General features: G+C 69.4%; 25 protein-coding genes and 1 pseudogene. 18 read left to right on the forward strand and 8 right to left on the reverse strand.

Annotated features, from left to right (window positions below; all coding sequences use genetic code 11):
• Window positions 1-8: 8 nt before the first annotated feature.
• A complete protein-coding gene (locus ACFY36_RS44710; protein ID WP_499752017.1) occupies window positions 9-1,076 on the reverse strand; it encodes a DNA polymerase ligase N-terminal domain-containing protein in 1,068 nt (355 codons plus the stop codon).
• Window positions 1,077-1,266: 190 nt separating this feature from the next.
• Between ACFY36_RS44710 and ACFY36_RS44715 the strand changes: the two genes are divergently transcribed.
• The 6 genes from ACFY36_RS44715 to ACFY36_RS44740 all read left to right on the forward strand — a co-directional run bounded on the left by ACFY36_RS44715 (window position 1,267) and on the right by ACFY36_RS44740 (window position 6,840).
• Window positions 1,267-2,373 carry an FAD-dependent monooxygenase gene (locus ACFY36_RS44715; RefSeq protein WP_499752018.1) on the forward strand — a complete coding sequence of 369 codons (1,107 nt, stop codon included), beginning with the start codon at window positions 1,267-1,269 and terminating at the stop codon, window positions 2,371-2,373.
• 123 nt (window positions 2,374-2,496) lie between these two features.
• Window positions 2,497-4,251, forward strand: coding sequence for an aa3-type cytochrome oxidase subunit I (ctaD, locus tag ACFY36_RS44720; protein WP_499752019.1), 1,755 nt, complete (start codon window positions 2,497-2,499; stop codon window positions 4,249-4,251).
• A gap of 97 nt (window positions 4,252-4,348) precedes the next feature.
• Window positions 4,349-4,924, forward strand: a complete 576-nt coding sequence (locus ACFY36_RS44725) for a TetR/AcrR family transcriptional regulator (RefSeq protein ID WP_499752020.1) — start codon at window positions 4,349-4,351, stop codon at window positions 4,922-4,924.
• Entirely contained in the window at window positions 4,921-5,574 is a 654-nt protein-coding gene (locus tag ACFY36_RS44730) for a lysophospholipid acyltransferase family protein (protein ID WP_499752021.1), read from the forward strand. Before ACFY36_RS44725 ends, ACFY36_RS44730 begins: the two co-directional genes overlap by 4 nt.
• A gap of 115 nt (window positions 5,575-5,689) precedes the next feature.
• On the forward strand, window positions 5,690-6,217 hold the full coding sequence (locus ACFY36_RS44735) for a GrpB family protein (protein WP_499752022.1): 528 nt from the start codon (window positions 5,690-5,692) through the stop codon (window positions 6,215-6,217).
• Complete coding sequence (locus tag ACFY36_RS44740) at window positions 6,214-6,840, forward strand: DUF4241 domain-containing protein (protein WP_499752023.1); 627 nt, start codon at window positions 6,214-6,216, stop codon at window positions 6,838-6,840. Before ACFY36_RS44735 ends, ACFY36_RS44740 begins: the two co-directional genes overlap by 4 nt.
• Before the next feature lie 2 nt (window positions 6,841-6,842).
• On the opposite strand, the gene ACFY36_RS44745 is transcribed toward ACFY36_RS44740, so the two are convergent.
• From ACFY36_RS44745 to ACFY36_RS44765, 5 genes are all read right to left on the reverse strand, one after another.
• Window positions 6,843-7,421, reverse strand: coding sequence for a TetR/AcrR family transcriptional regulator (locus tag ACFY36_RS44745; RefSeq protein ID WP_499752024.1), 579 nt, complete (start codon window positions 7,419-7,421; stop codon window positions 6,843-6,845).
• On the reverse strand, window positions 7,418-7,738 hold the full coding sequence (locus ACFY36_RS44750; RefSeq protein WP_499752025.1) for a DMT family transporter: 321 nt from the start codon (window positions 7,736-7,738) through the stop codon (window positions 7,418-7,420). Before ACFY36_RS44750 ends, ACFY36_RS44745 begins: the two co-directional genes overlap by 4 nt.
• Before the next feature lie 133 nt (window positions 7,739-7,871).
• Window positions 7,872-9,152 (reverse strand): MFS transporter, encoded by a 1,281-nt coding sequence (locus tag ACFY36_RS44755; RefSeq protein ID WP_499752026.1) that lies wholly within the window; start codon window positions 9,150-9,152, stop codon window positions 7,872-7,874.
• 60 nt (window positions 9,153-9,212) lie between these two features.
• Window positions 9,213-9,791: a nicotinamidase gene (locus tag ACFY36_RS44760; protein WP_499752027.1), complete on the reverse strand. Its 579-nt coding sequence runs from the start codon at window positions 9,789-9,791 to the stop codon at window positions 9,213-9,215.
• Window positions 9,788-11,074: a nicotinate phosphoribosyltransferase gene (locus ACFY36_RS44765; protein ID WP_499752028.1), complete on the reverse strand. Its 1,287-nt coding sequence runs from the start codon at window positions 11,072-11,074 to the stop codon at window positions 9,788-9,790. Before ACFY36_RS44765 ends, ACFY36_RS44760 begins: the two co-directional genes overlap by 4 nt.
• Window positions 11,075-11,179: 105 nt before the next feature.
• Here ACFY36_RS44765 and clpS point away from each other — a divergent pair, with 105 nt between their 5' ends.
• The 5 genes and pseudogenes from clpS (at window position 11,180) to ACFY36_RS44790 (ending at window position 13,878) form a co-directional block, all read left to right on the forward strand.
• On the forward strand, window positions 11,180-11,470 hold the full coding sequence (clpS, locus tag ACFY36_RS44770; protein WP_097319498.1) for an ATP-dependent Clp protease adapter ClpS: 291 nt from the start codon (window positions 11,180-11,182) through the stop codon (window positions 11,468-11,470).
• 19 nt (window positions 11,471-11,489) lie between these two features.
• A complete protein-coding gene (locus tag ACFY36_RS44775; protein WP_499752029.1) occupies window positions 11,490-11,990 on the forward strand; it encodes a DUF2017 domain-containing protein in 501 nt (166 codons plus the stop codon).
• Window positions 11,991-12,037: 47 nt separating this feature from the next.
• Window positions 12,038-12,528 (forward strand): annotated as a pseudogene (locus ACFY36_RS44780) (M67 family metallopeptidase).
• A gap of 64 nt (window positions 12,529-12,592) precedes the next feature.
• Entirely contained in the window at window positions 12,593-12,907 is a 315-nt protein-coding gene (locus ACFY36_RS44785) for a MoaD family protein (protein ID WP_499752030.1), read from the forward strand.
• Between the two features lie 5 nt (window positions 12,908-12,912).
• The gene (locus tag ACFY36_RS44790; RefSeq protein WP_499752031.1) at window positions 12,913-13,878 is read left to right on the forward strand and encodes a PLP-dependent cysteine synthase family protein; all 966 of its coding nucleotides are present in this window, start codon (window positions 12,913-12,915) and stop codon (window positions 13,876-13,878) included.
• Here ACFY36_RS44790 and ACFY36_RS44795 read toward each other — a convergent pair.
• Window positions 13,875-14,285 carry a hypothetical protein gene (locus ACFY36_RS44795; protein ID WP_499752032.1) on the reverse strand — a complete coding sequence of 137 codons (411 nt, stop codon included), beginning with the start codon at window positions 14,283-14,285 and terminating at the stop codon, window positions 13,875-13,877. The genes ACFY36_RS44790 and ACFY36_RS44795 overlap by 4 nt on opposite strands.
• A gap of 262 nt (window positions 14,286-14,547) precedes the next feature.
• Here ACFY36_RS44795 and ACFY36_RS44800 point away from each other — a divergent pair, with 262 nt between their 5' ends.
• The 4 genes from ACFY36_RS44800 (at window position 14,548) to rdgB (ending at window position 18,024) form a co-directional block, all read left to right on the forward strand.
• Window positions 14,548-15,294 carry an MBL fold metallo-hydrolase gene (locus ACFY36_RS44800; RefSeq protein ID WP_499752033.1) on the forward strand — a complete coding sequence of 249 codons (747 nt, stop codon included), beginning with the start codon at window positions 14,548-14,550 and terminating at the stop codon, window positions 15,292-15,294.
• Between the two features lie 46 nt (window positions 15,295-15,340).
• Window positions 15,341-16,558: a glycosyltransferase gene (locus ACFY36_RS44805; RefSeq protein ID WP_499752034.1), complete on the forward strand. Its 1,218-nt coding sequence runs from the start codon at window positions 15,341-15,343 to the stop codon at window positions 16,556-16,558.
• Window positions 16,559-16,684: 126 nt separating this feature from the next.
• Window positions 16,685-17,413, forward strand: coding sequence for a ribonuclease PH (gene rph, locus ACFY36_RS44810; RefSeq protein ID WP_499752035.1), 729 nt, complete (start codon window positions 16,685-16,687; stop codon window positions 17,411-17,413).
• On the forward strand, window positions 17,410-18,024 hold the full coding sequence (gene rdgB, locus ACFY36_RS44815) for an RdgB/HAM1 family non-canonical purine NTP pyrophosphatase (RefSeq protein WP_499752036.1): 615 nt from the start codon (window positions 17,410-17,412) through the stop codon (window positions 18,022-18,024). Before rph ends, rdgB begins: the two co-directional genes overlap by 4 nt.
• A gap of 69 nt (window positions 18,025-18,093) precedes the next feature.
• On the opposite strand, the gene ACFY36_RS44820 is transcribed toward rdgB, so the two are convergent.
• Window positions 18,094-18,489, reverse strand: a complete 396-nt coding sequence (locus ACFY36_RS44820; protein WP_499752037.1) for a hypothetical protein — start codon at window positions 18,487-18,489, stop codon at window positions 18,094-18,096.
• A gap of 104 nt (window positions 18,490-18,593) precedes the next feature.
• On the opposite strand from ACFY36_RS44820, the gene ACFY36_RS44825 reads away from it, so the two are divergent.
• The 3 genes from ACFY36_RS44825 to ACFY36_RS44835 all read left to right on the forward strand — a co-directional run bounded on the left by ACFY36_RS44825 (window position 18,594) and on the right by ACFY36_RS44835 (window position 20,451).
• Window positions 18,594-19,043, forward strand: coding sequence for a hypothetical protein (locus ACFY36_RS44825; RefSeq protein WP_499752038.1), 450 nt, complete (start codon window positions 18,594-18,596; stop codon window positions 19,041-19,043).
• Entirely contained in the window at window positions 19,001-19,405 is a 405-nt protein-coding gene (locus ACFY36_RS44830; protein WP_499752039.1) for a DUF5615 family PIN-like protein, read from the forward strand. The genes ACFY36_RS44825 and ACFY36_RS44830 overlap by 43 nt, the downstream gene beginning before the upstream one ends.
• A gap of 221 nt (window positions 19,406-19,626) precedes the next feature.
• Entirely contained in the window at window positions 19,627-20,451 is an 825-nt protein-coding gene (locus tag ACFY36_RS44835; RefSeq protein WP_498694830.1) for a MurR/RpiR family transcriptional regulator, read from the forward strand.
• Window positions 20,452-20,459: the final 8 nt, after the last annotated feature.

The raw sequence follows: 20,459 nt of genomic DNA on the forward strand, positions 1-20,459 counted from the left end.
CGGGCGGCTCAGCGCGCGATAACGGAAAGCCAGAGCCGGCTTCGCCGTCCCGGGAGGTACGGCGAGTCGAGCCGCTTGGCGACGATACCCTCCAGACCCTGGGCCCGGGCCGTCTCCAGCGCGAACTCGCCGCCGCCGGGGAAGTAGGGCGGTGTCTGCCAGTGGTCGCCCGCGATCGACAGGCCCTCCAGCAGCTCGCGACGTTCCGCGTACCGCACCAGTTCGACCGTGCTGTGCCCGTCGAGCCACAGCAGGTCGTACACCAATAAATGCACCGGCGTCCGCTCCGCCGCCCGCCTCGCCGCCGCCGGGTCCTTCGGCGCCTTGCGCCGGGCCAGCAGCTCGGGCGAGGGCCGGGGCCCGTCGAACGCCACGATCTCGCCGTCGAGGACGGCCTCGACCGGCGCCAGCGCCGGGCCCAGACCGCGGATCTCCGGATACCAGCTGGTCACCTCGCTTCCGGCCATCAGTCGCAGGCGTCCTCCGGAGACGTACGCCTGGACGCGCCGGCCGCCCCACGCCAGCTCGTAGCCCCAGTCGGCGTCGTCGGACGGAAGCTTGGCCGCCGGCACGGGCACCATCGGCGCCACCTCGTCGGGCATGGACTCCCAGCCCGGCTCGGGCGGGTCCATCCGGCGGACCATCCAGTCGTTGCCGCCGGTCTGGAAGAAGACGTAGCGCCCGTTCGTGCGATCGCCGTGAAAGGTCACACCGATCTCGTCGTCGCGCCACTTGTCGGTCTCGTACGTGCCCTGGTCGAAGATGGTCATCCGGCCGCCGCCGTACTCACCGGCCGGGATCTCGCCGGAGAAGGCGAGATATTCCAGCGGATGGTCCTCGGTGTGCTTGGCCAGGTTGTTGCGGGCCTGATCCCTGGGCAGGCCGCGGGGAACGGCGAACGAGACCAGCACGCCGTCGCGCTCGAGCCGGACGTCCCAATGCAGACTGCGCGCGTGGTGCTGCTGGATGACGAAGCGGTTCTCGTCCTTCCGGGCACGCCCGGCCTGCCTCGGGATGGGCTCCGGCGTGCGCCGGGCGTCCCGCTTGTTCCGGTACTCCGCCAGACGATCCGTCATGACCCTATTTTTTCCCGTGGTGACCGAAAATACACCGATGTAATTTGTCATACGCCTGTGCCAGGGTTGGCGACATGGCGAGCCTTCTGAACAATTCGGACGCGTCGATGATCGCGGGTTTCCCCGATCGGTGGCGCGGGGTAGTGTCTTGGCTCCAACGCGTGTCCGACCGGTGGGAGGCAGTGCTGCGATGACGTTGCGCATCCTCGTGGTGGGCGCCGGAATCGCCGGGCTCGCCGCTGCGCGAGCCCTGCGACTCGCCGGCTTCCGGCCGGATGTGGTGGAGGAACTGCCCGCGACCATGCTGCCGGGCGCCGGCATCTACCTTCCCGGCAACGCCTCGCGTGCCCTGCGCCAGCTCGGGCTGGACGCGCCGCTGAGGCCGCTGGGCGATCTGATCTTCCGGCAGGTCTTCCTCGACGCCCGCGGCCGCGAGCTGTTCGAGATGGACGTGGCCGGGCTCTGGGCCGGCGTGGGCGAGTCGCGGGCGCTGTCGCGGGCCGACCTCCAGCAGGTGCTGCTCACCGGCGTGGGCGGCGAGGTGCGCTACGACACCGCCGTGCGCGACCTGGAGATCTTCGAGGGCGCCGCCAAGGTCGAGTTCGGAGACGGCAGCGTCGCGGAATACGACCTGGTCGTCGGGGCCGACGGCCGCCGCTCGACGATCCGCACCAAGGCCGGGCTGGGTGCCGCGGCCGACCCCACCGGCCAGATCGTCTACCGCTCGGTGGTCACCGGCGGGCCCCCGCTCAGCGACTGGACGGCCCTGCTCGGGCGCCGGTCCTCGTTCGTGGCCATGCCCATGGGCGGCCGCAAGATCTACTGCTACGCCGACGAGACCGCGCCCGACTCGCCCAACCCCGAGGACCCCAAGGCCCACCTGCGGGAGCTGTTCGGCACGTTCGGCGGCCCGGTGCCGGCCATTCTCGACGCCATCGAAAAGGTCCAGGTCGCCCGCACCGACGAGGTTGTTCTGCGAAGCTGGTCACGTGGCCCTGTCCTGCTCGTCGGTGACGCGGCGCACGCCACCGCCCCGACGCTCGCTCAGGGCGCGGCCATGTCGTTCGAGGACGCGGTCGTGCTCGGCGAGGAGCTTCGCGCTGCCTCAGGTGACGTCGCGACCGCGCTACAGGCGTACGAGAACCGGCGTCGTCCCAGGTGCGAGTCGGTGCGTGACCGCACCCGGGAGCGCGATCGCACGCGCGATGTGCCGCCGGCGTTGCGTGATCCGATGCTCCGCAGGCGCGGCCTGCGGATCTTCACCGATCACTACCGCCCGCTGGTATCGCCCGCCTGATCTAGAAGACCTCTTTGGTCACCCCGCGCCCGCCGGAGGTCGGTGGGGGACTATTCTGCCTGCGAGGTACGCCTTTGACCATGGGCGCACCGAGTGGGACGTACGAGACGACGGAGGCTATTCGTGACGACCGTTGCGCCTAAGCCGATCGTGACCCGGCCATACCCGGTCCGGCGGCAGGTCAAGGGTTCGGCATTTGCCCGGATCCTGCGCACGACGGATGCGAAGCAGATCGGGATCATGTACATGATCACGGCCTTCGTGTTCTACATGCTCGGCGGCCTGATGGCGCTGCTGATGCGTACCGAGCTGGCTCGCCCGGGCATGCAGTTGCTGTCCCCGGAGCAGTACAACCAGCTGTTCACCATGCACGGCACGATCATGCTGCTGTTCTTCGCGACGCCGATCGTGTTCGCCTTCGCGAACTTCGTGGTGCCGATCCAGATCGGTGCGCCCGATGTGGCCTTCCCGCGCCTGAACGCGTTCGCCTACTGGCTCTACCTGTTCGGCGGCACCATCACGATCAGCGGGTTCATCACTCCCGGCGGCGCGGCCGACTTCGGCTGGTTCGCGTACACGCCGCTGAGCGACTCGCTGCACTCGCCGGGCATCGGCGGCAACATGTGGGTGGTCGGCCTGGCCCTGTCCGGCCTGGGCACCATCCTCGGTGGTGTCAACCTGATCACCACGATCCTGACGCTGCGCGCGCCCGGCATGACCATGTTCCGCATGCCGATCATGACGTGGAACATCCTCGTCACCAGCCTTCTGGTGATCATGGTCTTCCCGTTCCTGGCCGCCGCGCTGTTCGCGCTGGCCGCCGACCGTGTCCTCGGTGCACACGTCTTCGACGTGCAGACCGGCGGGCCCATGCTTTGGCAGCACCTGTTCTGGTTCTTCGGCCACCCCGAGGTGTACATCGTGGCGCTGCCGTTCTTCGGCATCATCACCGAGGTCATCCCGGTCTTCAGCCGCAAGCCGGTCTTCGGCTACAAGGGCCTCGTGGCGGCGACGCTGCTCATCGCGGCGCTGTCGATGTCGGTGTGGGCGCACCACATGTTCGTCACCGGCCAGGTCCTGCTGCCGTTCTTCAGCTTCCTGAGCTTCCTGATCGCGGTGCCCACGGGCATGAAGTTCTTCGTGTGGATCGGCACGATGTGGCGCGGCCAGATCAGTTTCGAGACGCCGATGCTGTTCGCGATCGGCTTCCTGGTGACGTTCCTGTTCGGTGGTCTCTCCGGCGTCCTGCTGGCCTCGCCGCCGATCGACTTCCACGTCTCCGACTCGTACTTCGTGATCGCGCACTTCCACTACGTGCTGTTCGGAACGATCGTGTTCGCGGTGTTCTCCGGCATCTACTTCTGGTTCCCGAAGATGTTCGGGCGGATGCTGGACGACCGTCTCGGCAAGGTCCACTTCTGGCTGACGTTCCTGGGCTTCCACGGCACCTTCCTGGTGCAGCACTGGCTGGGCACCGAGGGCATGCCGCGGCGCTACGCCGACTACCTGCCGAGCGACGGGTTCACCTTCCTGAACACGTTCTCGACCATCGGGTCGTTCGTGCTGGGTCTGTCCACGCTGCCGTTCATCTACAACTGCTGGAAGTCCTACAAGGTCGGCCAGCTGGTCACGGTGGACGACCCGTGGGGTCACGGCAACAGCCTGGAGTGGGCGACCTCGTCCCCGCCGCCGCTGCGCAACTTCGACCGCATGCCGCGCATCCGCTCGGAGCGCCCGGCCTTCGACCTGAAGTTCCCGGAGCTGGCGGCCGGCGAGCAGTCGATCGCCGGACCGCCCGAGGGTGGAGCCCGCCCGCTGACCAAGGAGTCAGACGGGGGAGCCACCTACAACGAGGACACCGACAACAAGAAGCACTGACAAGAGGCGCTGAGAAGCCCGCCCTCCGCATCCGGAGGGCGGGCTTTTTCTCGTACGCCTGTAGACACTGTCTACGTCGGCCTGGTAGACACTGTCTATGGATCTGAGGGCCCGGCTCGTGCAGGTAGGCGGCGAGCTGCTGGACAGTGAGGGCCTGGCCGCCCTGTCCCTGCGCGAGATCGCCCGCCGGGCCGGCGTCTCTCACGGGGCGCCCCGCCGCTACTTCCCCACCCACCTCGAGCTGCTGTCGGCCATCGCCCGCGAGGGCTTCACCGACCTGGCCGCGCGGGCGGAGACCGCCCTGACCGACACCCCGGCCGGCCCGCGGGCCCGGTTGGGCGTGCTGGCCCGGATCTACCTGGACTTCGCCGTCGAGAGGCGTCACCGCTACGAGCTGATGTTCCGCCACGACATCCTGAAGAGCGGCCACCTGGGCCTGCGCGACACCAGCCTCCCGCTGTTCCACCTGCTCACCGACCTGGTCGCCCAAGCTCTTCCCAGCTCCGCGCAGCCGTCGGTTGTCGCGGCCGCGCTGTGGGCCAACCTCCACGGCATGGCCGAGCTGTGGAACTGGGGGAGTCTGACCTTGGCCACCGGAGCGACCGATCCCAGCGGGCTGCTGGAGGCCGCTCTCACCGCCCACCTCGGGCCTTCCCCCGGAGGCGACGCATGACCCCACCCCTCTACGCGCTGGCTCATCGAGCGCTCGGCGGCTACCTGCGGGCGACCTGGCGCCCCGCGGTCAATGGGCTCGAACATCTGCCCGAGACCGGCGGCGCGATCCTGGCGCCCAACCATCTGTCGATCGGCGACCAGGTGTTCCTCGGGGTGCTGACGCCCCGGCACATCGCCTTCTGGGCCAAGGCCGAATACTTCCGCGGCACGGGCCTGCGCGGCGGCCTGACCCGGCGCGTCGTCAGCGGCCTGGGCGCGATCCCGGTCGAGCGCGCCGGCGGGCGGGCGGTCCTCACCGCGTTCGACGGCGCCATCCCCGTACTGAAGGAAGGCGGTCTTGTGGCGATCTTCCCCGAGGGAACCCGCTCACCGGACGGCCGCCTCTACCGGGGCCGCACAGGCGCGGTCCGGCTGGCCCAGCAGGCGGGCGTACCGATCATCCCGGTCGGCATCCGCGGCACCGGCCACCTGCGACCCCCGGGCCGCCGTCTCCCACGCCGCCACCCGGTCAGCGTCGCCTTCGGCCCGGCGATCCCGGTGCTGGCCGACACCCCGGCCGACATCCGCCGCGTAACCGACACCGTGATGGCAGCAATCCAGTCGTTGACCGGCCAGGAGTACGTCCCGCGCTACGCCCGCCCCAACTGACCGCAGCCGAGATCCGCGCCCTGCTGCCCACGCCCCCCGGTAGCGGCAGGTCGCACGGAGATCGGCCGGTGTTCGGGTTGTGTGTGTTCCCGACCGGGTGGGGGACTATGGCGGGGTGATCGTTGACTACGACCCGCGGTGGCCGGAGCTGGCGGCGGCCGCGATGGCCGAGCTGCGGCCTGTGCTGACGGGAGTCGTCACCGAGATCGAGCACATCGGGTCGACCGCCGTGCCCGGGCTGGCCGCCAAACCGACCATCGATCTCATGGCGGCCGCTCCCCGCCTGGAGCTGGTCGCCTCGCGGGACCCCGCGCTGGCCGAGCTCGGCTATCGGCCGCACTCCAACGGGATGACCGATCGGCTGCTCTATGTGCGCTTCGCCGGCGCCGCGCGCACCCACATCGTCCACGTGGTCACGCTCGCGTCGTGGCCCACCCGCAACCAGCGGCTCCTCCGCGACCATCTTCGGCGGCACCCGGGCGAGGCCGAGCGCTACGGGCGGCTCAAATGGGAACTGGCCGCGTCCGGCGTCCATCCCCGTGACTATGCCGCGGCCAAGACCGCCCTTGTCCAGGAACTCACCGACCGGGCCCGGGCCGCGGCCGGCCTGCCGTCGGTGCCGGTGTGGGAGAAGGGTCCATGAGCTACCTACCCGATCTTTCGGCGCTCCTGGTGGACGGGGGCGGCGGTCCGGCGTACGTCATGGAAGCCCGGACCCTGGACGCCGTGGTCCTGCCCACCGGTCGTGTCGTCGGGTGCGACCCTCTTCTCGGCGCCGACACGGCCGAGCCGTTCACCGTGACCGTCGCGCCTGGCACCTATGCGCTGCGTGCGTGGATCGCGCTGCTCAGGCCGGGCCGGGGTCTTCCGCAGACCCGCACGGCGGCGCTGCAACTGGTGATCAGCGAGCGGCCGGCGGCGCGCTGGGAGATGGCGCTGATCCCCGAGCAGGATCCGGCGGAGCTGCCCGGCGACGGCTTCTTCGGCTACAAGGTCGAGGCGAGCGCGGGCGCCCTGGCCGACGAGGTCGCGGTGCGGGCGTTGCGCGACTGGACGTACGACGACTACGAGGGCGTCTTCATCGCCGACGAGCTTCCGCCGCCGCCGAGCGCCCTCGGCGGCGTCACGGACAAGCCCACCGGCGCCAACGTCATCTCCGTCAGCACGGGCTGGGGCGACGGCGTCTATCCGACGTACATCGGCTACGCCGCCGGTGGTGAGATCACCAGCTTCGTCACCGACTTCCTCGTCGTGCCGGCCTACTGATCTCAGGTGCCCGCCAAGCGGCGGATCGTGGCGCTCAGGGACCCGGCGTCGACGTCCTGGCCGGTGATCAGCGCTTGCAGCATGACGCCGTCGACCAGGGCGATCAGGTCACGGGCGACGGCCGCGCCCAGATGGGGTTCGAGGAGTTCCTGAAGCCCGGTCAGCCAGGCCAGCGCGAGCGGCCGCAGGGCGACGTCGCGTCCGGCGGCCACGTAGAGCTCGCACTCGATCTGGGCCCGCTTGCGGTCGGCCAGATAGTCGGCGATCAGCTCGGCGAGCGCCGTCGGCAGGTCAACGGCCGCGCGCAGCCGGGACCCCCACAGTTCGAGGTCCTCCCGAAGGTCGGCGGCCGCTTTGTGCAGCCCGGCCGCGATCAGGTCGTCGAGCGTCGGGAAGTAGTAGGTGGTGGCGCCCAGCGGAAGCCCGGCCCGGGCCGCCACCGCCCGATGGGTGGTCCGCCCGATTCCGGCTTCGGCGATGACCTCGACAACGGCCGCCGCCAGAGCTCGCCGACGAGCTTCCGGGTCCCGGGCCCGTTGAGCCTTCCGGCCCGGACCGGCGGTGGTGGGGGAGTCGGTCAATGGGCACCGCTCAGGTTGACGATGATGACGCCGGCGATGATCAGGCTCACGCCGATTACTTTGGGCAATGTCAGGGGCTCACCGAGGAACGCCGCGCCGATGGCGACGATGGCGGCGGTGCCGATGGCCGACCAGACCGCGTAGACGACGCCCACCGGCAGATCGCGCACGGTCAGGGCGAGCATCAGGAACGAGACGGCGTAGCCGGACAGACAGGCCAGGGTGGGCCACAGCTTGGTGAAGCCGTCGGTCGTCTTGAGCAGGCTGGTGGCGGCGACCTCGGATGAGATGGCGAGCAGCAGGAACACGTACGGCACGACGACTCTCCCGACTTGTACGTCTGTACAAGAGCGACCGTACAAGAAAACCTTTCACGAGTCACTGTGGCGAAATTTGGTCCCTCCAGCCCCACCGGCCCGCGGCGGGGTGGGAGGTGGCGGCCGGTGAAGGTCAGGGGTGGGCGGCCGGTGTTCGAAGGTCGTCGGCGGTGTCGGCGGACACCGGGGCATCGGCCGTGTTGGTGGGCTGGGGGTCGGGCACGTCGTCTGGGACGGGGGCGATGGTGCGGCGATGGCGGAGCTCGGCCGGCAGGACCAGCAGGGCGATCAGCACGCCCAGACCGCCCACCGCCACGAAGCCCCACGGTGGGGACAGCGTGTCGGCGGCCAGGCCGGCCAGTGGGCCGCCCAGGGCCACGCCCACCGTCAGGGCCGAGTTGTGCAGGCCCATGGCCTCGCCCCGGGCGGCGGCGGGAGTCATGCGGCTGACGGCGTCGGCGCTTGACGTGATCAGCGGGGCGCACAGGGCGCCGGCCGGGAGCAGGAGCAGGGCGATCAGCCACCAGTGGGACGAGCCCAGGCTGACCACGGCGGTGGCGATCGCCATGGGCGCCAGCAGGACGATCGGTGGCAGGCCGCGGCGGATGGTGCCGTAGGCGAAGCCGCCCAGCAGGGAGAAGAACGCCCACAGGGTCATCACCAGGCCGGTCCAGCCGAGCTCGCCGTTCTCGCGCAGCACCGCCACGACCGCCACGTCGGTGCCGGCCAGGACGATCGTGGCGGCGGACGTGATGGCCAGGATGGCGACGAAGCGCGGGGTGAGCCAGCTGCGGCGCGGGACCCGGGCGCCGGACTCGATGGACGCCTCGTGCGCGGCCCGGACCGGCGGGTTGAGCAGCCAGAGGCCGACGCCGGAGACCAGGATGCCGGCGCCGATGGCCAGCATGGCCCAGCGCGGGCCGGCGCTCGTGGCGATCAGCACGCCCAGGGCGGGGCCGGTCATGAAGCTGAGCTCGGTGGTGATGGAGTCGAGGGCGAAAGCCGGCAGCCGTTGCGACTCCGGCGTCATCGCCGCGATCGCCTGGCGGGCCACCGAGAACGCGGGCAGCGCCAGGAAGCCGCCGACCAGCGCGATGACCAGCAGCACCGGGAACGGCACGGCTTGGGCCAGCGACCAGAACAGCACCTCGGCGATCGTGGTCAGCACCAGCACCAGCCGCAGGCCCCGCCGGTCGATGAGGCGGCCCATCACCGGAGCGCCGACCGAGCCGCCGATGGTGAAGGCGGCGCCGATCAGACCGGCCGCCCCGTAGCCCCGGTCGAGGTCGTCGACCACGTGCAGGGTGAGGGTGACCGCCCCGGCGGCGATGGGAATGCGCGCGAGCGTCGCGACCGCCAGCAACGATTTGATGCCGGGCAGCGCGAGCGTCTCGCGGTAAGGCGTGAGCAGCATGTGGATCCTGACCTCCGGGACACATCCTGCCCCGGGGGTACGACAGAAAACCAGCGGAGATCAGCTGGAGACGACCGGTGTGCCCGTCGTCTCAATCGCCGCCGTACGCATCTCCTCCAGCGCCGCCGCGGTCGTGCCCTCGGCCACGCCGGCGGTGAGCTCGAGCAGCACGGTCGTCGCGAACCCCTCGGCCTTGGCGTCGAGCGCGGTCGCCCGTACGCAATGGTCCGTGGCGATGCCGACCAGCTCGACCTCGGTGACGCTCCGTGAGCGCAGCCAGTCGGCCAGGGTCTCGCCGCTCTCGGTGTGGCCCTCGAAGCCGGAGTACGCCGCCTTGTGCTCACCCTTGTGGAAGACCGCCTCGATGCGGTCGGTGCTCAGCTCCGGGTGAAACTCGGCGCCGTCCGAGCCGACCACGCAGTGTGCCGGCCACGTGGCCTGATAGTCGGGGTGGTCGCTGAAGTGGCTGCCGGGGTCGATGTGCCAGTCCTTCGTGGCGACCACGTGGTCCCACCGGGCGCCCGCCTTGCGCAGCACCAGCGAGATGCCCTTGGCCACGGCGGCGCCGCCGCCGACGGCCAGTGAGCCGCCCTCGCAGAAGTCGTTCTGAACGTCGACGATGATCAGCGCGCGTGTCACGGGACCCCCACGATGGTGACCGGAATGGCCGGGTCGCCGGCCGACAGCTTCAGACCCTCCCACGGTATCGAGATCAGGCACTGCCGTAGATGTTCACGGGATTCCCGCAACGCCGGCGGCTCGATGATTTGGCCCGCGGCCACGATCGGGTGCTGCAGGAGCCGGTCGTTCGGCTCGTGATCGGGCACGCCCTGGGACACGATGATCTCCTCGGTGGCCGTGCCGGTGGGCTTGTGCCGCCGCACCGCGGTCTTGCGGCCGCCGACGGTCGCCTTGTTCTCCGAGCGCTTCACGACCGGGCGGCCCTCGACCTCGACCAGCTTGTAGACCAGGCCCGCGGTCGGCGCGCCGGAGCCGGTGACCACCGCCGTGCCGGCGCCGTACATGTCGACCGGCTCGGCCGCGAGCGCGGCGATCGCGTATTCGTCCATGTCGCCCGAAACGACGATCTTGGTCTCGGTGGCGCCCAGCGAGTCGAGAAGCTCGCGGGAGTGCTGCGCGAGCACCGACAGGTCGCCCGAGTCGATCCGGACCGCCCGCAGGTCGGGGCCGGCCACCGCGATCGCGTTCCGGATGCCCTGGGCGATGTCGTACGTGTCGACCAGCAGCGTCGTGTTCTTGCCGAGGGCGGCAACCTGTGACGCGAAAGCCGCCGGCTCGTCGTCGTGCAGCAGGGTGAACGCGTGAGCCGAGGTGCCGGTGGTCGGGATGCCGTACCGGGCGCCGGCCGCGAGGTTGGACGTCGAGGCGAAACCCGCGAGATAGGCCGCGCGCGCCGCCGCGACGGCGCTGTCCTCGTGCGTACGCCTCGAACCCATCTCGATGATCGGGCGGCCCCGGGCCGCCGTGACCATGCGGGCGGCCGCCGAGGCGATGGCCGAGTCGTGGTTGAGCACCGAGAGGATGAGCGTCTCGAGGACCACGCACTCGGCGAAGGTGCCCGAGACGGTCATGATCGGCGATCCCGGGAAGAAGAGCTCGCCCTCGGCATAGCCGTCGATGTCGCCGCTGAAGCGGTAGCCGCGCAGCCAGGCGGCGGTCGTCTCGTCGACGATGCCCGCCTCGCGCAGGAAGCCGACCTCGGCCTCGGTGAAGCGGAAGTCGCGGATCAGCTCGACCAGACGGCCGGTGCCGGCGACCACGCCGTACCTCCGCCCGCCCGGCAGCCGCCGCGCGAAGACCTCGAAGACGCACTGCCGGTCGGCGGTGCCGTCCTTGAGCGCGGCGCTGACCATGGTCAGCTCGTACTGATCGGTGAGCAGCGCGGGGGCGAAGGAGTTCACGACCCCACCCTATTGCGCCCGGCGGCCCCTTACGAACTGCCCGCTGACCTGCGGTTCGGCGTTCCGGTTCACCGATGCGGCAAATCCGGTGGCAACATGGGGGGCATGGCGTTGCCTCAGGTTGCTCCCGTCGAGACGCCGGAGATCCAAGAAGCACCGGAAGACGACCGGCCGTGGGTGACCATCGTCTGGGACGATCCGGTCAACCTCATGTCGTACGTGACCTGGGTTTTTCAAAAGCTCTTCGGTTACAGCAAGGAGAAGGCCGAGGCCCTGATGCTGGACGTGCACACGAAGGGTAAGGCGGTGGTCAGCATCGGTGCGCGCGAGCGCATGGAGATGGACGCCAACCAGCTGCACGGTTACGGCCTCTGGGCCACGGTCGACCGGTCCTGAACACCGCGGGAGAGGGCAGATGTTCCGACGCAACGGCAGCCAGTGTGTGGCCACCTTCGCGGTCGACGAGGTGCGCGTGTTGCGCAAGGTCGCCGGTGAGGTGGTCGGTCTGCTGACCGACGGCATGGACCACGGCGACCCCGTGGTCTCGCGCCTGTTCCCCGACATCTATCCGGACCGCCCGGACGATTCGGCCGAGTTCCGCCTCTACACCGAGGGCGAACTGAAAACCGGCAAGATCGACCAGGCCGGCGCGATTCTCGCGGCTCTGCCGGACGGGGACGAGGGGGAGGTACGCCTCGACGGCGAGGCCGCCGAGGCCTGGCTGCGCGCCATCAACGACGCGCGCCTGGCCATGGGCACCCGGCTCGACATCAAGGCCGACACCGATCTGAGCGAGGAGCTCGAGACCGCCGTCGTGCGCGATCCCGGCTCGAGCCGCGTCTTCCAGCTCAGCGTGTACGCCTATCTGGGCTACCTCCAGGAGTCGCTGCTCAACGCGCTGCCCGAGATAGAGTGAGCCCCGCCACGCTCGGGGTGGGGAAATCTCACGGTAATGTGAACAACGTGCTGACCATCGACAGCGCGATCGTCGACGCGATCGTCGCCCATGCCCGCCGGGACCACCCCGACGAGGCCTGTGGCGTGGTCGCCGGCCCGATCGGCGGCGACCGGCCGGCGCGGCTCATCCCGATGGACAACGCGGCCCGCTCGATGACGTTCTACGAGTTCGACTCCATGGAGCAGCTGCGCGTCTGGCGCGAGATGGACGACAACGACGAGGAGCCGGTGGTCATCTACCACTCCCACACGGCCACCGAGGCCTATCCGTCGCGGACCGACATCTCCTTCGCCGGCGAGCCCGGTGCGCATTATCTTCTGGTCTCCACCCGCGAGCCGGATTCCGAAGAGATCCGGTCGTTCCGCATAGTGGACGGCGTGGTGACCGAGGAAGAGATCAACATCGTGGATGCGACGGTAGACGCGTGATGGCGAGCGCTGTGCAGTCGTACATGTTCGGGCAGAGCCCGGTGTCGGTCTTCTACGAGTGTCGCTGACGACATTCGTACGTCCAGAAGACCCTGCCCTCAGTTCGTTCTTCCATTTGGAGCATTCACCGCCATGGCTATCGAAGTTCGCGTCCCGACCATCCTGCGCAGCTACACCGGCGGCGCCAAGACCGTCGAGGGCGCCGGCTCGACCCTCACCGAGCTGATCGACGACCTGGACGCCAAGCACAACGGCTTCAAGGGCCGGCTGATCACCCCCGAGGGTGGCCTGCACCGGTTCGTCAACATCTACGTCAACGACGAGGACGTCCGCTTCCTCGGCGCGCTCGACGCGAAGCTCAACGACGGTGACTCGATCACCATCCTGCCGGCCGTGGCCGGCGGCGCCCTGGGCTTCGCGGCGGCCGCCGCTCTCCTGGGACGTTAGTCGTCATGGCTCGCTTCGAGAGCCTCCTCGACGCTCTGGGGGGCACGCCGCTCGTCGGCCTGCCCCGCATCTCGCCGGCGGTGCCCGAAGGGGCGCCGCCGGTGCGGCTTTGGGCCAAGCTCGAGGACCACAACCCGACCGGCAGCATCAAGGACCGCCCGGCGTTCTTCATGGTGCGCGAGGCCGAGGAGTCGGGCCATCTGCGCCCGGGTGACACCATCCTCGAGCCGACCAGCGGCAACACCGGCATCTCGCTGGCCATGGTGGCCAAGCTGCGCGGCTACCGCCTGGTCTGCGTGATGCCCGAGAACGTGTCGGCCGAGCGCGTCCAGCTGCTCCGCATGTACGGCGCGGAGATCATCTTCTCGCCGGCCGCCGGCGGCTCGAACCAGGCCGTGGCCACGGCCAAGCAGATCGCGGCCGAGCACCCGGACTGGAAGATGCTGTTCCAGTACGGCAACCAGGCCAACGCCCGTGCGCACTACGAGACCACCGGTCCCGAGCTGCTGCACGACCTGCCCACGATCACCCACTTCGTGGCCGGCCTGGGCACCACGGGCACGCTGATGGGCACCGGCCGCTTCCTCCGGGAGAAGGTCGAGGGCATCCAGATCGTCGCCGCCGAGCCGCGGTACGGCGAGCTGGTGTACGGCCTGCGCAACATCGACGAGGGCTATGTGCCGGAGCTGTACGACGCCTCGGTGCTCGACCGCCGCTTCTCGGTCGGCACCCGCGATGCCGTGCTGCGCACCCGCCAGCTCGTCGAGGTCGAGGGGATCTTCGCCGGCTTCTCCAGCGGCGCCATCCTGCACGCGGCCCTGGCCGTGGCCCACGAGGCGGTCAAGGCCGGCAAGCGGGCCGACGTCGCGTTCGTGATCGCCGACGGCGGCTGGAAATACCTTTCGACGGGCGCCTACGGCGGCACGCTCAACGATGCCGAGGACGCCCTCGAAGGGCAGCTCTGGGCTTAATAGAGGGCTGCGATCAGGACGTCGACGGCCAAGGGGCCGGTGGCGCCCAGAAGTAGCAGCCACGGTAGGACCGGGCGGTGGATCGAGAGGAACGAGCCCACCGCCAGTCCGACGCTGAGAAGTCCGAAAAGGGTCAGCACGGGCACGTACCAGAAATCGGCGCCGCCCAGCACCGTGACGAATGCCCGGACACCGACTCCCATGCCCGCGAGTCCGAGCACGGCGGCGTAGAGGGACAGAATCAGCAATCGCGCCGTTCCCGGCGCGGGATCGTCCGGCGCCGGGAAGCGAAAGAGCGTTTCGTTATCCCCGAATCCGGTCGGAGCCGGTGTAATCTCCCAGCCACCGAACGGCATGATCTCCGCCGCCTCGGTCTGCGTGGGGCGGCTTCTCTCGGCCGTGGTCACGTGTTGCCTCCGCCTGTTCCGTCCGCAAAGTCGTCACTTCGTGCAACGCAAACGACTCACCGGACGTAACGGGAATTGCGTTAATGGCCGAGGTCACGGGCGGTGTGATGTACGTTGTCGATTTAGCGACAAATCGATCAGACGTTTACATGGCGCGCAGGTCCCGGCGTACGCTTCGCTCCGTGATTGACTGGTCTGACGACTCCAGCACGGACCGGTCGGGCGGGGCGTGTAAGACCCAGTGTGAGCCAGAGGGACCCGCATGCGACTGACCGTTCTCGGCTGTGCCGGCAGTTTTCCCGGCCCCGAGTCGGCTTGTTCCGCCTATCTCGTCGAGGCTGACGGCTTCCGGCTTCTGGTCGATTTCGGCTCGGGCTCGTTGTCCGCTCTTCAGCGCTACTCGGACATGAACAAGATCGACGCCATCGTCCTGACGCATCTGCACTGCGATCACGTCCTGGACGCCTGTACGTACATCGTGGTTCGCCGCTACGACCCGGCCGGCGCGCTGCCGCCGGTGCCGGTCTACGCGCCGATGGGCGCGGCCGAGCGGATCTCCTCGGCGTACAGCCAGGAGAACGAGGCGATCGACGACGTGTACACGTTCTACGGTCTCCAGCCGGGGACGTTCCCCATCGGCCCGTTCTCGGTCACGGTCGACCGGGTCAACCATCCGGTGGAGACGTACGGGGTGCGGATCGAGCACGGAGGGCGCGTGCTCGCCTACTCTTCGGACACGGCGCCCTGTGAACCGCTGCTGCGACTCGCCGCCGGCGCAGATCTTTTTCTGTGTGAGGCGAGTTACGCCGACGGGGTCGAGAACCCTCCCGGCCTGCACCTCACCGGCCGCGAGGCGGGCGAGGCGGCGACCAAGGCGGACGTCGGGCGACTGTTGCTCACGCATCTGGTGCCCGCATGGGTCTCGGAGGCATCTATTGTGGATGCCGCCGTGGCCGCATTTGCGGGACCGGTTGAGGTCGTGCGCCCGGGTGCCCGTTACGATCTCTGAGCCGGGGGATTGAAGCACCAGCGGATCGTGATCTTGGAGTTGTTGCATGCGCATCGTTCGCCTGGCCAACTTCGTGACGCCCCATACGGGTGGCCTGCGGACCGCACTTCGGAACCTCGGTGAGGGCTATCAGCGCGCCGGTCATGAGGCCGTGCTGGTGGTGCCCGGTCGCGAGCGTTCCGACAAGATGACCAGCCAGGGCCGCGTCATCACGCTGCCCAGCGCCCCGCTGCCGCGCACCGGCGGCTATCGCGTGATGACCGGCCGCCGCGAGCTGGCCAAGCTCCTCGACGACCTCGAGCCCGACCGCATCGAGGTCTCCGACCGCACCACGCTGCGCTGGACCGGCAGCTGGGCCCGGCAGCGCGGCGTCGGCTCGATCATGGTGTCGCACGAGAGCCTGGCCGGGCTGCTCGGCGAGTGGGGCATGCCCAAACGCGAGCAGCTGGCCGACAAATACAACCTGCGCACCTCGGAATTCTTCGACCAGATCGTCTGCACGACCTCCTTCGCGGCGGCCGAGTTCCGCCGCATCGGCGCGCCCAACCTGATCGAGGTGCCGCTCGGCGTCGACCTCGACGCCTTCCACCCCGGCCGCGCCGACGAGGCCGTCCGCTCCCGCTACGCCCGGCCCGACGAGACGCTGGTGGCCTTCTGCAGCCGCCTTTCCGGCGTGAAGAAGCCCGAGCTGGCCGTGGACGCGCTCGCGGTGCTGCGCAACGACAAGGTGCCGGCTGTGCTCGCGGTGGCCGGAGACGGCGTACGGCGTGCCGCCCTGGCCTATCGCGCGGCCCGCCTGCCGGTGCGCTTCGCCGGTCACATCAGCGACCGCTCGACGATGGCCGCCCTGCTGGCCAGCGCCGACGTGGTGATGGCGCCGGGGCCGGTCGAGACCTTCGGGCTGGCCGCGCTCGAGGCGCTCGCCTGCGGCACGCCGGTGGTCGTGAACGAGTCGAGCGCGCTGCCCGAGGTGGTCGGTGACGGCGGCGTCGCGGTGGCGGGCACGGCCGAGGCCTTCGCCAACGGCGTACGCACCCTGCTGGAGCGCCCGGAAGCCGAGCGGCGAGCCGCGGCCCGGGCCCGCGCCGAGCACTTCGGATGGCCGGCCGCGGTCGACGGATTCCTGCGCGCGCACGGCGCCCTGCCCGAGGTCGCGGTCGCGGGCACGCCGGTCGGGCGTCAGCGGCCCGCCGCGGTGCTGCGCCCGGCTGTTCCCCGGCCCGTCGCCGGCGGCGACCAGGCATTCACAGGTTGGTTCGGCTGAGAAGCTCATGCCGTCCACCCTTTCGCATCCGCGAGAGGCGGCCCGAGTTGTCCACAGCAGGCTTCGTTATCCACAGGAGCCGGGGCGGCTGAGGCGCGCCGGGTCCGCTGCGCATAAGGTTTGGGCATGTCACGACCCGACGGCCGAGCGGCCGACCAGCTGCGACCGGTGACTCTCACCCGTAAATGGAGCATCCACCCCGAGGGCTCGGTGCTCGTCGAGTTCGGCGACACCCGGGTGCTCTGCACGGCCAGTGTCACCGAGGGCGTTCCCCGGTGGCGCAAAGGCTCCGGCCTCGGCTGGGTCACCGCCGAATACGCGATGCTGCCCCGCGCCACCAACACGCGTGGCGACCGCGAGAGCCTCAAGGGCAAGGTCGGCGGCCGTACGCATGAGATCTCCCGCCTGATCGGCCGCAGCCTCCGGGCCAGCATCGACCTGAAGGCGCTGGGGGAAAACTCGATCGTCCTCGACTGCGACGTCCTGCAGGCCGACGGCGGCACCCGCACGGCCGCGATCACGGGGGCCTACGTGGCCCTGCACGACGCGGTCAACTGGCTGGCCGACCGCAAGTCCCTGGCCGGCAAGGTGGAAAACGTGATGCACCGCTCGATCCAGGCGGTCAGCGTCGGCATCATCGACGGCGAGCCCCGCCTCGACCTGATGTATCTCGAAGACGTGGCGGCCGAGGTCGACATGAACGTGGTGGCCACCGGCGACGGCGACTTCGTCGAGGTGCAGGGCACGGGTGAGAACGGCGTGTTCCGCCGCGACCAGATGGACGCCCTGCTCGACCTGGCCCTGGCCGGCTGCGCCGATCTGGCCGCGGCCCAGCAGAAAGCGCTCGCCTCGTGAGCGCCAAGCTGCTGCTCGCCACCGCGAACAAGAAGAAGCTGGTGGAGCTCCAGCGCATCCTCGACCAGTCGCTGGGCACGAACCGCGTTCAGCTGGTCGGCCTGGCCGACTTCGAGGGATATCCCGACGTTCCCGAGACGGGCCTCACCTTCGGCGAGAACGCGCTGATCAAGGCTCGTGAGGGCGCGAAGCGCACGGGACTGCCCACGGTGGCCGACGACTCGGGCATCGCGGTCGACGCGCTGAACGGCATGCCGGGCGTCTTCAGCGCCCGCTGGTCCGGCGTCCACGGCAACGACGACGCCAACCTCGACCTGCTCCTGGCCCAGATCGGCGACGTGGCCGACGAGCAGCGCGGCGGCGCCTTCGTGTGCGCGGCCGCGCTGGTCCTGCCGAACGGCCGCGAGCACCTGGTCGAGGGCCGCCAGCCCGGCAAGATCCTCCGATCCCGCCGAGGCGACGGCGGCTTCGGCTACGACCCGATCTTCCTGGGCGACGGCCAGACGAAGACGAACGCCGAGCTGACCCCGGCCGAGAAGGACGCGATCAGCCACCGGGGCAAGGCTTTCCGCGAGCTCTCCAAAGTCATCGCCAAGGAGCTCCCGGCCTAGCCGCGCTTCGCGCGAGACGGTGCGCGTCAGCTGACGTTCGAGGACCGGAGCGGCCACCGGCCGTCCCGGTCACCTCTTGTTGCGGATGGACGCCAGGGTCTTTCCTGTGCTGGACACGAACCAGAAGTCGTAACCGCTGCGGTTCGGCGTTACGCCGGGTTTGATCGCGGACACAACGGCTTTGGCCGCGCCGCTCGGCGAGCGGTACCACTTGCCGGGTGTGGGATCGGAGATCACCGTCAAGCTCGCAGTCGCTGGATCGAATTCTCCGTCTATGCGGTGGCCTTGGTAGGTCGCGTGCACAGCCACTACGGCGCCGGGCGGTCTCGGTGTTCGTTCCGGGCCGGCTGATCGCTGGAAATGATCGACAAGAAGCGTGACAGCTTCTCCGTGCGTGATCCCGGCCGCTCGGGCGATGAGAGTCAGGTCGCGATAGGTGCCGTCGTCAACGGAGATGCTCTCCATGTCTCCACTCTAACTCCTCCCGAGGAGTTTTCTATATAGGAGTTGACTCGGCCAATAGTCATGCCTACGCTTTCACAGCGACTACACATGACTACGATGTAGTCATGACTGCTCCGCGCTCAGTCCGCTTCGACGAGGAGGTCCTGGCTCGTTTGGACCGCTATGTGCGGGAGAACCCTGGTTCCTCCTCCTCGTCCGTGGCCAACATGTTCATCGACGAGGCGTTGAGGTCCTATGAGCATCCCGGCGTCATCTTCCGGCCTGGCCCGACCGGACGCCGAGCAGCGCTCGCTGGAGGCCCTGACGTCTGGGAAGTCGTCGCGGCACTGGGCGCCGTCCGTGAGGAAGCGGAACAACTCGACCGGGCGTCGCTTCTGTCGGAGCTGGCCGAGGTGACGGGATTGGCCTCAGGTCAGGTCACGGTGGCCTTGCGCTATTACGCGGCCTACCCCGACGAGATCGACGAACGAGTGGCCCTCAACCGTGAGGTCGCTGATCGAGAGGAGCGGTTGTGGGAAGCCCAGCAGAAGCTTCTTCGGAAGCCGAAGCCCTGACGGGTTTCCTTCTCGACGAGATGTACCCACCCTCCTTGGCGCGGGCTCTGCGGGCCACGGGGCACGACGTCGTCGCCGTGCTGGACGTCGAGGTCGGCCTCGCGGCCAAGACTGATGAGGATGTGCTGGCCTGGGCTGCACGCAACAGCCGATGTGTCGTCACGGAGAACGTCAGCGATTTCGCACGCCTGGCACAGCAGGGGTTCGGCCACGCAGGCATCCTCTTCGTCCATAGCCGGCGTTTTCCACGAACGGCGTCAGGGCTGGGCCGGATATCTCAAGTACTCGACGAGATGCTGTCGAAGGGCGAGATGCCTGGTCGCGACGAGGTCGCCTGGCTGCGGTGGCCGGGCGAGGGCTGACTGCCGATTCTCGAAGTCATCGCCAGGCAACTCCCGGCTTGGGCCGCCTCGGAAACCTCAGGAAGGCGGCCGGCCGGCCGGTCGATGGCGCTTTTTGTGAACTCGCGCCGTCGTGTCGCCGGCCGCCTTGGCCGCCGCGAGTAGGCCCGGACCGAAGCGGTCGCTGACCTTTAGGGAAGCGAGGTCTGGCTTCTGAAAGTTTTTATGCATAGTCTGCGGTTGTGAATGGCGGAGTGCTCGACCTGTTCGCCGGCGCTCGGCTCACGCCCACGCAGCGGCGGATCGCGCACTGCCTCGTGGAGCGGGCCGGCACGGCGGCCGCTCTGTCGTCGGCCGAGGTGGCTGAGCTGGCCGGGGTCAGTCAGCCGTCGGTCACGCGGTTCGCCATCGCTCTCGGGTTTCCGGGATATCCGGCTCTGCGGCGGGCTCTGCGGGATGTCGGCGGTGGGCCGGCCGATGACGGTGGCGAGGACAACGCCATGCAGCGGGCTATTCAGGCCGAGGCCGAGCATCTCGGGCGGCTGCGGGAGCAGTTGGGGAGCCTTGACGCCGTACAGAAAGCGGCGAATTTGCTCGTCGCCAGCCGGCCGCTGCCGGTGCTGGGACTGAGGGCGGCCGCTCCTCTGGCCGGGTATTTCGGCTATTTCGCGAGCAAGGTGCACCCGGATGTGCGGGTGTGGGACACCGGCGGGACGTCGTTGCTCGACCGGCTCGATCAGGCCCGGGTGGCGGGCGCCGGTGCCATGCTGGCCTTGGTGTTGCCGCGCTATCCGCGGGAGTCGCTCGAAGTGGTCAAAGAGGCCAGAGCCATGGGGTACGCCGTGGTCGCGATCACCGATTCGGCGGTGAGCCCGGTCGCCGAGGACGCCGCCGTCGTGCTGCCCGCCGCGGTGGGCACGCGTCTGGTGTTCGACCTGCACACCGGGCCGATGGCCATGGCCATGGTGCTGCTTCAGGCGATGTGCGACGCGGATCCGGAGCCGGTTCAGCGCCGGCTCGAGGAGTTCGAGGCGGCCGCGGCTCGGCGGCAACTTTTTCAGGGGTAGAGGGGAAG

The organism is Actinoplanes sp. NPDC000266 (assembly GCF_042899005.1).
In the GTDB taxonomy this organism is placed as follows: Bacteria; Actinomycetota; Actinomycetes; order Mycobacteriales; family Micromonosporaceae; genus Actinoplanes.

Bases quoted from the DNA above. Each gene is read 5' to 3' on its own strand.
- ACFY36_RS44805 (WP_499752034.1), top strand. From the start codon at position 15,341: ATGCGCATCGTTCGCCTGGCCAACTTCGTGACGCCCCATACGGGTGGC.
- ACFY36_RS44820 (WP_499752037.1), bottom strand. From the start codon at position 18,489: ATGGAGAGCATCTCCGTTGACGACGGCACCTATCGCGACCTGACTCTC.
- ACFY36_RS44725 (WP_499752020.1), top strand. From the start codon at position 4,349: ATGGATCTGAGGGCCCGGCTCGTGCAGGTAGGCGGCGAGCTGCTGGAC.
- ACFY36_RS44710 (WP_499752017.1), bottom strand. From the start codon at position 1,076: ATGACGGATCGTCTGGCGGAGTACCGGAACAAGCGGGACGCCCGGCGC.
- ACFY36_RS44790 (WP_499752031.1), top strand. From the start codon at position 12,913: ATGGCTCGCTTCGAGAGCCTCCTCGACGCTCTGGGGGGCACGCCGCTC.
- ACFY36_RS44755 (WP_499752026.1), bottom strand. From the start codon at position 9,152: ATGCTGCTCACGCCTTACCGCGAGACGCTCGCGCTGCCCGGCATCAAA.
- ACFY36_RS44775 (WP_499752029.1), top strand. From the start codon at position 11,490: ATGTTCCGACGCAACGGCAGCCAGTGTGTGGCCACCTTCGCGGTCGAC.
- ACFY36_RS44730 (WP_499752021.1), top strand. From the start codon at position 4,921: ATGACCCCACCCCTCTACGCGCTGGCTCATCGAGCGCTCGGCGGCTAC.
- ACFY36_RS44740 (WP_499752023.1), top strand. From the start codon at position 6,214: ATGAGCTACCTACCCGATCTTTCGGCGCTCCTGGTGGACGGGGGCGGC.
- ACFY36_RS44785 (WP_499752030.1), top strand. From the start codon at position 12,593: ATGGCTATCGAAGTTCGCGTCCCGACCATCCTGCGCAGCTACACCGGC.
- ACFY36_RS44715 (WP_499752018.1), top strand. From the start codon at position 1,267: ATGACGTTGCGCATCCTCGTGGTGGGCGCCGGAATCGCCGGGCTCGCC.
- ACFY36_RS44825 (WP_499752038.1), top strand. From the start codon at position 18,594: ATGACTGCTCCGCGCTCAGTCCGCTTCGACGAGGAGGTCCTGGCTCGT.
- rph (WP_499752035.1), top strand. From the start codon at position 16,685: ATGTCACGACCCGACGGCCGAGCGGCCGACCAGCTGCGACCGGTGACT.
- ACFY36_RS44800 (WP_499752033.1), top strand. From the start codon at position 14,548: ATGCGACTGACCGTTCTCGGCTGTGCCGGCAGTTTTCCCGGCCCCGAG.
- clpS (WP_097319498.1), top strand. From the start codon at position 11,180: ATGGCGTTGCCTCAGGTTGCTCCCGTCGAGACGCCGGAGATCCAAGAA.